At 49.1% G+C, this 228-nt stretch carries 1 tRNA gene; it reads right to left on the reverse strand.

From position 1 onward, the window contains the following. Positions 1-75, reverse strand: a tRNA-Gln gene (locus tag ACYP03_RS28475). Between the last annotated feature and the right edge of the window lie 153 nt (positions 76-228).

A 228-nucleotide genomic window follows, 5' to 3' on the forward strand; every position in this document is an offset into this window, starting at 1 on the left:
TGGCAGGGCTACCTGGATTCGAACCAGGGGATGACGGGATCAAAACCCGTTGCCTTACCGCTTGGCGATAGCCCTGCAGAATGTCACAAAGTATTGTGCTATTCAAGAAAGAAATAATTTTACCGTTATTTCTTTCGTGTTCACCTCAGAGATTGGTGCGGAGGGAGAGACTTGAACTCTCACGTCCTTGCGGACACTAGCACCTGAAGCTAGCGCGTCTACCAATTC

The sequence above is a fragment of the Photobacterium sp. R1 genome (assembly GCF_054600795.1).